The 8,351-nt window shown below is 62.6% G+C and carries 6 protein-coding genes; 2 read left to right on the top strand and 4 right to left on the bottom strand.

Annotation, left to right across the window (positions count from 1 at the left end; genetic code table 11):
- Positions 1 to 85: 85 nt before the first annotated feature.
- The 4 genes from speA to NUV89_RS25220 form a co-directional block, all read right to left on the bottom strand.
- Positions 86 to 1,999 (bottom strand): arginine decarboxylase, encoded by a 1,914-nt coding sequence (gene speA / locus NUV89_RS25235; protein ID WP_124525631.1) that lies wholly within the window; start codon positions 1,997 to 1,999, stop codon positions 86 to 88.
- Between the two features lie 143 nt (positions 2,000 to 2,142).
- Positions 2,143 to 2,514: a translation initiation factor Sui1 gene (locus tag NUV89_RS25230; protein ID WP_012722004.1), complete on the bottom strand. Its 372-nt coding sequence runs from the start codon at positions 2,512 to 2,514 to the stop codon at positions 2,143 to 2,145.
- A 183-nt stretch (positions 2,515 to 2,697) separates the two neighbouring features.
- The gene (locus NUV89_RS25225) at positions 2,698 to 3,234 is read right to left on the bottom strand and encodes an NUDIX hydrolase (protein ID WP_257783460.1); all 537 of its coding nucleotides are present in this window, start codon (positions 3,232 to 3,234) and stop codon (positions 2,698 to 2,700) included.
- A 2-nt stretch (positions 3,235 to 3,236) separates the two neighbouring features.
- On the bottom strand, positions 3,237 to 4,304 hold the full coding sequence (locus NUV89_RS25220) for a DUF2333 family protein (RefSeq protein WP_257783459.1): 1,068 nt from the start codon (positions 4,302 to 4,304) through the stop codon (positions 3,237 to 3,239).
- 280 nt (positions 4,305 to 4,584) lie between these two features.
- On the opposite strand from NUV89_RS25220, the gene NUV89_RS25215 reads away from it, so the two are divergent.
- Both NUV89_RS25215 and NUV89_RS25210 read left to right on the top strand, forming a co-directional pair.
- Complete coding sequence (locus tag NUV89_RS25215; RefSeq protein WP_207043674.1) at positions 4,585 to 6,255, top strand: PleD family two-component system response regulator; 1,671 nt, start codon at positions 4,585 to 4,587, stop codon at positions 6,253 to 6,255.
- Between the two features lie 53 nt (positions 6,256 to 6,308).
- A complete protein-coding gene (locus NUV89_RS25210) occupies positions 6,309 to 8,270 on the top strand; it encodes a methyl-accepting chemotaxis protein (protein ID WP_257783458.1) in 1,962 nt (653 codons plus the stop codon).
- The last annotated feature ends 81 nt before the right edge of the window (positions 8,271 to 8,351 follow it).

The following is an 8,351-nucleotide window of genomic DNA, read 5'->3' as shown; positions in this document are numbered from 1 at the left end:
GCGGTGGGTCAGTTAACACATGTGTGACTGATGTACCGCTTTCGCGAGCAAGCCCGCTCCCACAGGGGATTTGCGTCAACCCAACTTATGAGGACAGGTACGAAGAACGCGTCAGCCCCAGACGCAACGCGTCGAGGAACTGGGTCCGCTCCGCGGCACTGATCTTCGCGCTCGCGCACTTGTCACGGTAGTGGGTCATCAACTCCTCCGGCGACAAGTGCACATAGCGCAGCATGTCTTCGATGGTGTCGTGGGTCTCGATCCCGGCGCTGTACACCGAACCGTCTTCACGCTGGTAGATGTTCACCGAGTCGGTGTCACCGAACAAGTTGTGCATGTCACCGAGGATCTCTTGGTAAGCACCCACCAGGAAGATGCCCAGCAAGTAGTCTTCACCTTCATTCAAACCGTGCACCGGCAGGCTGGTCTCGATGGACTGCTCGTCAACGTACTGCTTGATCTTGCCGTCGGAGTCGCAGGTCAGGTCTTGCAGCACGGCGCGGCGTAGCGGCTCTTCGTCGAGGCGGTGCAGCGGCAGGATCGGCAATACCTGGCCGATGGCCCAGGTGTCCGGCAGGCTCTGGAACACCGAGAAGTTGCAGATGTACTTGTCGGCCAGCTTGTCGTTGAGTTCGTCCAGCACCTGGCGGTGCGAGCGCTGGCGGGCTTTCAACGAGTTGTGCAGGCGGCGGCATACGGCGAAGTAGCACTGTTCGGCCAGGGCTTTCTCGGCCAGGGTCAGTTTGCCGTCGGCGTACTGGGTGGCCACGTCGCTCATGTAGTGGGTGGCACGCCAGTAGGTTTCGGTGACCATCTCGATGTCGGTCGGACCCAGCAGGTCCACCAGCCATTGCACGGTTTCCGGCAGGCTTTCCTTGTTCTCGATCACCGGCACGTCGTCGTTGTGTTTCTCGACGTCGGTGACTTGCACCACCAGCATGGCGTGGTGGGCGGTCAGGGAGCGACCGCTTTCGGAGAAGATGTTCGGGTGCGGCAGGCTCTGCGCGTCGCAGAATTCCTTGAGCATGCCCACGACCACGCCGGCGTAGTCGTCCATGTCGTAGTTGATCGAGCTGGCGTTACGCGAGTGGGTACCGTCGTAGTCCACGCCGAGGCCGCCGCCGACGTCGATGTGGTCCACCGGCAGGCCGAGGTTGCGCAGTTCGCCGTAGTAACGAATGGCTTCCTTGAACCCGTGCTGGTAGTCGGCCAGGTTGGCGATCTGCGAGCCCATGTGGAAGTGCAGCAGGCGGATGCCCTGGTCCAGGCCAGCGGCGCGGAAGCGCTCGACCACGGACAGCAGTTGCGCCGCCGACAAGCCGAACTTGGACTTCTCGCCACCGGTGTCTGCCCATTTGCTCGACGCCAGGGACGACAACCGCACGCGCAGGCCAACCTGCGGCTTGACCTTGAGGTTGGCGGCTTCTTCGATCACCAGCTCAACTTCGGACTCTTTCTCGATCACGATGAAGACGTTGTGGCCGAGCTTCTGGCCCATCAGCGCGAGGCGGATGAACTCTCGGTCCTTGTAACCGTTGCAGACAATGGTGCCGCCCTTCGGCGCCAAGGCCAGCACGGCCAGCAGCTCCGGCTTGGAGCCGGCTTCCAGGCCAATGGAAACGTCCTGGGTGGCGATGATGTTTTCGATCACCGCTTCCTGCTGGTTCACCTTGATCGGGTACAGCGCGGTGTACTTGCTCTGGTATTCCAGGCGTTCGATGTTCGCATCGAAGGCGCCGGTCAGTTGGCGTACACGGTCTTGCAGGATGTCGGGAAAACGCACCAGCAGCGGCAAGGACAGGCCGCTTTTGCGCAGCTCGTCCACTTGCTCGTACAGGTCAACCGGCGTGCTGTTCGGGCCGTTCGGACGGACTTCAACGCGACCGGCATCATTGATCGCGAAATACCCGGCCCCCCAATGGCGAATCCCATAAACACTGCGGCTGTCCGCAACTGTCCATTGGCTGCCATCGTCTTTGCGTGTGCGTCGTACGGACATCGAAGTCCCCTATAAATGAAGTCGAAGGCACCGCCCCTATCAGAGGCTGGCGCAGTCTAAAGAATGAAAATGACGATTTGCCTGCGTGCGAGGTAAGACCCCACGCGCAGGACAGAGTTTAGACACAGGTCGGAAAGAGGCTTTCAGCCGCCGGACTTCTTGGCCTTGTAACCGAGCTTTATCAGCTCGGCCAACAGCAGTTCGACGTGATCGCCCTGGATCTCGATGACGCCGTCTTTCAACGCGCCACCGGTGCCACAGCGCTTTTTCAGCGTCGTGGCCAGCTCCTTCAGGGCCTCTTCGGCCAGCGGCACGCCGGTGATGGTGGTCACCGTCTTGCCGCCACGGCCTTTGCTCTCGCGTCGTACGCGGGCAATACCGTCGCCTTCGGGGATCAGGGTCTGTTTGCAGGTACACGAATCCACGGGCTGACGACAGTCCGGGCAGTGGCGACCTGCGTCGGTGGAAAATACCAGGCCACCAAGGGCGGCGAAGGATGCGGCTTTTTTGGCCACCGGCAATCCTCTTGGGAGGACAAAGACTGATCGGCACCTGCGAAGAGGCAAGCCGACCGCGAAGCCCCACTCAGGCAGGGGCAGCGCTACCGAACGGCCAAGGGCAGCTCGGGTGAAAAGTCGCGCAGTGTAACGGCAAAAAGCCGACTTGCTAAGGGCCAAAACGCGCCAATTTATGCATCTTTAGCGACGCAGGGCCAGATAGCGGCGCAAGCCCTCTTGGGCATCCGGGCAATAGGGCTTTTGCTGCGCTTCCTGGAGGATGACGTCGACGGGCAGGAAGCGCGCTTCCATGACCTCTTCAGGCTGCAAACGCAGGGGCCCGTCCCACACGGCCGAGTAGGATTTGCACCAGAGCCGGCTGTCGCCGTCGGCGAAGTAAAAGTGGTCATGTTCGACCAGTTCCACCCCAGCCACGCCGAGTTCTTCTTCCAGCTCACGGGCCGCCGAATCGGCATAACTCTCCCCCGCCGCGACCATCCCACCCGCCGCGGTATCCCAGAACCCGGGGTACAGGGCTTTGCTCAGGGTGCGCCGATGCACACACAGCTCGCCCTGGGAGTTGAACAGGAAGATAAAGGTGCAACGGCCGATAAGGCCGCGCTGGCGAAGGTCAAACCTGACCAGGTTACCGAGGAGCTGGTCCTTCTCGTCAACCCAGCAGATCAGTTCAGCATCAGAGGCCGCACGGTGCGCGGCCTCTTTTTCAGTAGCGTCCATCATCAACCCTGGTTGAGGAGCTGACGCAAATCGATCACTGCAGCGTTTGCCCGGGAAATATAGTTGGCCATCACCAGCGAATGGTTCGCCAGTACGCCGAAGCCACTGCCGTTAAGAATCATAGGACTCCAAACCGGTTCCTGCGAGGCCTCCAGCTCACGAATGATCTGGCGCACGCTGACCGTGGCGTTTTTCTTCGCCAGTACGTCGGCAAAATCCACTTCGATGGCACGCAACAGGTGGGACAACGCCCAGGCCTGGCCACGGGCTTCGTAGAACACGTTGTCGATCTGCATCCATGGGGTTTCCACCACTTCTTCATCGACCTGCGGCACTTCACCCGGCGCCAGGGCTTCGGTTTTCAGTGCGGTGTTCAGTTTGACCCGGCCGACGCTGGCCGACAGGCGCTGCGACAGCGAACCCAGGCGCGTCGCCACATCACCCAGCCAGTTGTTGAGGTTGTCGGCGCGGGCATAGAACAGCGCGCCGCGCTGGTTCGGGTCCGACAGGCGCGCTTCATAGCGGCTCAGGGAATTGATGCCTTCCTGGTATTCCGACTCGCTGGACGGCAGCACCCAGCTCTTGTTGTCGAAGTTGAAGCGCGGCTCGGCCTTGGCCAGGTCGGCGTCTTCGGCCGACTGCGACTGGGAGCGGGCGAAGTCTTTACGCAGGGCGCGGGTCAGGTCGCGGACCTGCACCAGCACGCCGTATTCCCAGCTCGGCATGTTGTCCATCCACAGGCCTGGCGGGAAACGGTCGTTGGAAATATAACCACCGGGCTTGTTCAGCAAGGTGCCGACCACGGTCTTGAGGGTTTCGACGGTGGTGTAGCCCACCACCATCTGCTTGCCTTCCTTCTCGGCGGCAATCTGCGCGTTTTGCTGGACCGGGAACAGCGCCGGTTCCTGGCTCCAGTACCACCCCAGGCCGCCGGTGACCAACAGGTACAAGCCCAGCAGGCTGAGCACGGCGCGGCTCATCAGCAGGGTGCGAAAATAGCTGCGGTTGGCCGACTTGGGCTCAGGGGCGGGGCCTTGGGCACTGTCTGCACGGTTTTTCCAGTCCAGCATGGCGATATCCTTTCAATCACTTGAGTTCATGCACGTCTATTGTCCGGGTGCGTTCAAACACTCCGACCACAACCCTACCCCATCGTGCCCGTCGGCGCGGGGCTTTTAGCGCAAGCACTATAAAGGATGCACGCTTTTCGCGCTGCGCGACCCTTGAGTCAAAAATTGAATGCACAAGTCTCGCAGTTAATTGACGCATGACACTCATGTAACAGAAAAGAGGTGCTAGCATAGAGCCATCAGTTCGACCTCAGCATGCAGCCTAACTAGTAGTCAGGATATGACCGAGCCAGAAGACCCCAGCCGTGAGCGTCTCAAGCACCATTTTGCCCAGCGGGTAATTCATCAGGCACGTCAAATTCTTGAGATCTGGCAGCGCCTGCAACGCAGTGAATGGTCCAACGCCGACCTCTCCGAACTCAGCGAAGCCAACCTGCGCCTGCTGCGTTTTGCCGAGCGTTTCGAACAGCCCGAGCACGGCCAGTTGGCCCGGCATATCGGCGAGTCGCTCAAGCTGGTGGACGAAAACCGTGGCCGCCTGAGCAGCCAGTTGATTACTGAACTCAATCGCTTGATGCAGCGCCTGTCACGTACCGGCCTGCGCCAGGGCGACCAGCTGGAACAAACCTTCCTGCCGCCGATGCGCAAGCCGATCTATGTGATGCTTGCCGATCACGACCGCGCCGAGCGCCTGGCCAAGCAGCTGGAATTCTTTGGCATGAGCGCCCAGTCCCTGGACAGCGTGGCGGCGTTTCGTGCGTCGATGGCCGAGCGCTTGCCCTCGGCCATCGTCATGGACGTGGACTTCTGCGGGCCGGGCCTGGGCCTGCAACTCGCCGCCGAAGCCCAGGAAGGCCTGGAGCAAAAGCTGCCGCTGCTGTTTTTCAGCCTGCACGAAACCGACACCCCGACCCGCCTCGCCGCCGTGCGCGCCGGCGGCCAGGAGTTCCTCACCGGCACCCTGGAAGCCTCCAGCCTGCTGGAAAAGATCGAAGTGCTCACCTGCGTCGCCCAGTACGAACCCTACAAAGTCCTCATCATCGACGACTCGCGGGCCCAGGCGCTGCATACCGAGCGCCTGCTCAACAGTGCCGGCATCGTCACCCGCACGCTGATCGAGCCGATCCAGGCCATGGCCGAGCTGGCCGATTTCCAGCCCGACCTGATTATCCTCGACATGTATATGCCCGCCTGTACCGGTACCGAACTGGCCAAGGTGATCCGCCACAACGACCGCTACGTCAGCGTGCCGATCATCTACCTGTCGGCCGAAGACGACCTGGACAAACAACTGGACGCCATGAGCGAAGGCGGCGACGACTTCCTCACCAAGCCGATCAAGCCGCGCCACCTGATTACCACCGTGCGCAACCGCGCCGCCCGGGCCCGCCACCTCAAGGCGCGGATGGTGCGCGACAGCCTGACCGGCCTGTACAACCACACCCACATCCTACAATTGCTCGAAGACTGCAGCTTCCGCGCGCGCCGCGAGAACAAGCCGTTGAGCTTTGCCATGCTCGACATCGACCACTTCAAGCGGGTCAACGACAGCCACGGCCACCCCATGGGCGACCGCGTCATCAAGAGCCTGGCGCTGTTTCTCAAGCAGCGGCTGCGCAAGACCGATTACATCGGGCGCTACGGCGGCGAAGAATTTGCCATCGTCATGCCGGACACCGACCTGGAATCGGCCTGCAAGGTGCTGGATGAAATCCGTGGGCGCTTTGCCGAAATTCACTACCCGGCCCAGCCGCAAGACCTGTGGTGCACCTTCAGCGCCGGCCTGGTGGAGCTGTGCGACGATTCCGACAGCCTGATGATGGCTGCCCAGGCCGACGAGGCGCTGTACCGCGCCAAGCACGCCGGACGCAACCGGGTACAGGCCGCGCGCACGTCAAAGCAAAGTGCCACCTTTTCATCGGATTCCACTGATTCCGTCATAACCCTGTAACGAAAACGCAATAACTTCAGGCACTTATCTTTTGCTGTCGGTTGAAACCACGCATGCGCCTGAAGCTGCTGACCAATCTCAATACCCTTCTGCTGGTGGCCGTGTGCCTGGCGCTCGGGGCGACACTCTGGTGGTCGCAACGGGCACTGGAGCGCCCGTATTTGTTGATGGAACGCTACCTGGGCCTGTCCCAGACCTTCCAGAACCAGGCCGCGCGCAATATCGACGACTACCTCGCCAGCGGCGACGCCCTGCGCTTGAGCAGCGCCAGCCAAAGCCTGGAAGGCCTGCTGCAACACCTGGACGAGTTGCCCGTCGACCTCGCGCAAAACCTGCGCCCGAGCCTTGTCGACCTGGACACCTTCGGCAAGACCGACCTGCTCGCCGCCGGCAAGCTGGCCGGCGACCCGCAGGCCTTGCTGCTGCAAGCCGAGCGCGAGCTGGGCGCGAACCTGGAGCAACTGAGCCAATACGCCCTCGGCGTGAACTCCGCGGACGCCGCGCGTTACCTGCCGCCACTGCTGGCCGCGGCGCAACACCTGGGCAAGCTGTCCCTGGCCCGCGACAAGCTGGTCAGCAGCGGCCGCGCCGAGCTGGCGGACGATGTGGAACGTGAAGTCGGCAATATCCGCAGCCAGGCTGACGTGCTGGAGCAATTGCCGCTGCTCGGGGTCAAGGCCAGCGCCGAATCCAGCGCCGACGACTTTTCTGCCTTGATGGGCCTGGAAAACAGCGAAAAAGCCGAAGCCCAGGACACCGCCGTCGACCTCAAGCGCGAACTCAACAGCCTGCTGACCCGCTACCCCGCCGAACTCAAGCGCACCCGCGAACAGATCCAGCAACGCGCCGACCTCGCCGCCAGCACCCACCTGAAAATCAACGCCGTGCAGCAAGCCATCGCCGGCCTGGAGCCCGTGGTACGGGCGCAACATGGCAAGATCCAGGGCGAAGTGCGGGTGATGCAAGGCGTAATGATCGGCCTGATCCTGCTGATCGCGCTGCTGATCGACACCCTGCAACGCCGTTTGGCGCGGGTACTGACCAACCTGGCGCCGGCCCTGTCCACCTGGGCCGAAGGCGACTTCAGCCAACCGATCGCCCTGGGCAAGACCAACCGCGAACTGCACGACATCGAGGCGTCCCTGAACCGCTTGCGCGCTTATCTGGTGGCGTTGGTGGGGACCATTCGCGGCAATGCCGAGGAAGTCGCCGGCAGCAGCCGCGCCCTCGCCGAGCTGAGCAGCGGCCTGCACGACGGCGCCGAGCGCCAGGCCGGCGACACCGCACAGATCCGCGACTCCCTGGGCGAGTTGGAGGCAACCATCCAACAGGTGGCCGGCGACGCCAGCCAGGCCGCCGGCGCCAGCCGCAGCGCCGGGGAAGCCGTGGAACAAGGCCAGCGGGTGATCGGCCTGAGCCTCACCGGGCTGCACGCGCTGGTGGGTGAAGTGCAGCAAAATGCGCAGATGATCGAGAAACTCGCCGCAGAATCCGCGACCATCGGCGGCGTGCTCACGGTGATCCGCTCGATTGCCGACCAGACCAACCTGCTGGCGCTCAACGCCGCCATCGAAGCCGCGCGTGCCGGTGAGGCCGGGCGTGGCTTTGCCGTCGTCGCCGACGAAGTGCGCTCCCTGGCCCAGCGCACCGCCGGCGCCACCGCCGAAATCCAGACCCTGATCGCCGGCCTGCAAACCGCCGCGCACCAATCGGTGCAAGGCATGCGCGCCCAGGTCGAACACGCCGAAGCCACCGCCCAGCAAGCGCAAGCGGCCGACGGCGCGCTGGATGAAATCGTCGGGGCGATCCAGACCATTTCCGACACGGCGGTGCGGATTGCCGATGTGACCGCGCAGCAGAGTGGCGCGGTGAGTGAGATTCGTGACAACAGTGAGCGGATTCATCAGCTGGGTGAGGACAACTTGCTGCGCATCGGCCAGGGCCGCAGCCAGGGCGAGCATCTGTTGGTGCTTGGCGGGCAGCTCAACACTGCCGTGCAGGCGTTTCGCGTCTGACCCGATCCACTGCCAAGTGAAGATCAAAATGTGGGAGCGGGCTTGCTCGCGAATGCGGTGGGGCAGTGATGGATGTGTTGA

The sequence above is a fragment of the Pseudomonas sp. 18.1.10 genome, assembly GCF_024655625.1.
Taxonomy (GTDB): Bacteria; Pseudomonadota; Gammaproteobacteria; order Pseudomonadales; family Pseudomonadaceae; genus Aquipseudomonas.
Note: the sequence above shows the minus strand (reverse complement) of the source record. Positions and strands in the feature narration are given on the sequence as shown.

What these genes read in the sequence shown, in the direction of transcription:
- speA (WP_124525631.1), bottom strand. Translation starts at nt 1,999, where the DNA reads ATGTCCGTACGACGCACACGCAAAGACGATGGCAGCCAATGGACAGTT.
- NUV89_RS25225 (WP_257783460.1), bottom strand. Translation starts at nt 3,234, where the DNA reads ATGGACGCTACTGAAAAAGAGGCCGCGCACCGTGCGGCCTCTGATGCT.
- NUV89_RS25220 (WP_257783459.1), bottom strand. Translation starts at nt 4,304, where the DNA reads ATGCTGGACTGGAAAAACCGTGCAGACAGTGCCCAAGGCCCCGCCCCT.
- NUV89_RS25215 (WP_207043674.1), top strand. Translation starts at nt 4,585, where the DNA reads ATGACCGAGCCAGAAGACCCCAGCCGTGAGCGTCTCAAGCACCATTTT.
- NUV89_RS25210 (WP_257783458.1), top strand. Translation starts at nt 6,309, where the DNA reads ATGCGCCTGAAGCTGCTGACCAATCTCAATACCCTTCTGCTGGTGGCC.